We start from the raw sequence: 1,001 nt of genomic DNA, 5'->3' as shown, positions 1-1,001 counted from the left end.
ACGACTGGGACGGCGGGTGGCGCCGTACGCCGCCGCCGACGCTGACGGTGGCCCGCGCCCCGCTCGGTGTGAGCGACGGCCTCGCCTTCCGCTCGGGTCTCGCGTCCTGGCAGGACCCGTCGTTCGACGCGGGTCTCGGCCACGCACTGCTGCCTTCCGCGCCGGTCGGCCTGGTGCGCGGCGTCACCGGTCCGGTCGCGCCGCGCGCCACCCACACCGCCGGCGGCCCCCTGCTGCTGCGCGTACCGCACCAGCAGGCCGAGGAGGCCGCAGAGACCGGTCCGCGCGCCGAGGAACCCGGCGAGCCGCGTCCGGACACAGCCGGCGCGCACCAGCGGTCCGCTGCGCCCGTGCCGCAGGTGTCCCGCAGGACACGACCGGGAGTCCGGTCCCACGGCACCGGCAGGCGGCCGGATTCCGGGTCCCGGCAGCGGGCGGGCAGCGACTCGCCGGGCTCCGCCGGAACGACGGCCGCGGATCCGAGCGCGACTCCTCGCGGCGCCGGGAGCAGTGACGGAGCCGGCGCGACCGCTTCGGCGGCCTCGGGCCGGGCCGGGCAGTCCGGCCAGGCCGTTCCGCATTCCGTCCAGCGCTCGGCCGGGACGTCGCCCAGCCGTGGCCTCGTCGCCGCCGGCCCCCTGGTGACCGTCGCCGCACCGGACACTCCCGTTCAGCGGTCCGCCGCCGATCCAGGCCGCCCGGCCATCGGCCCCGACCTGCCGGTCGTCCGACGGATCGCCGTGGTGCCCCGCTCCCCGGGAGACAGCCCCGCACCCCGGCCCGCGCCCGGCCCCGGTACGGCTGCGCACACCGGCCGCACCGCGCCGCACGGTCAGGACACGAACGGCACGACGGAACACACAGCCCCCGCCACGCCGGCGCCCGACGTCTCCGCCACCCCGGCCCGCGCGTCGGGCACCAGCGACACCCGCTCCGTGCGCCCTCGGCCGCTCGGCCCTTCGCTGACCGTCGCCCGGCGGCCGGCCACGCCGGTGCGCCGC

Annotated in this window: 1 pseudogene; it reads left to right on the top strand. The window is 79.6% G+C overall.

The features are described from left to right. Positions 1–1,001, top strand: a pseudogene (locus tag ABT288_RS50055) (hypothetical protein); the annotation flags it as partial.

This window comes from Streptomyces sp. NPDC001093, from assembly GCF_040298985.1.
Lineage (GTDB): Bacteria > Actinomycetota > Actinomycetes > Streptomycetales > Streptomycetaceae > Streptomyces.
Note: the sequence above shows the minus strand (reverse complement) of the source record. Positions and strands in the feature narration are given on the sequence as shown.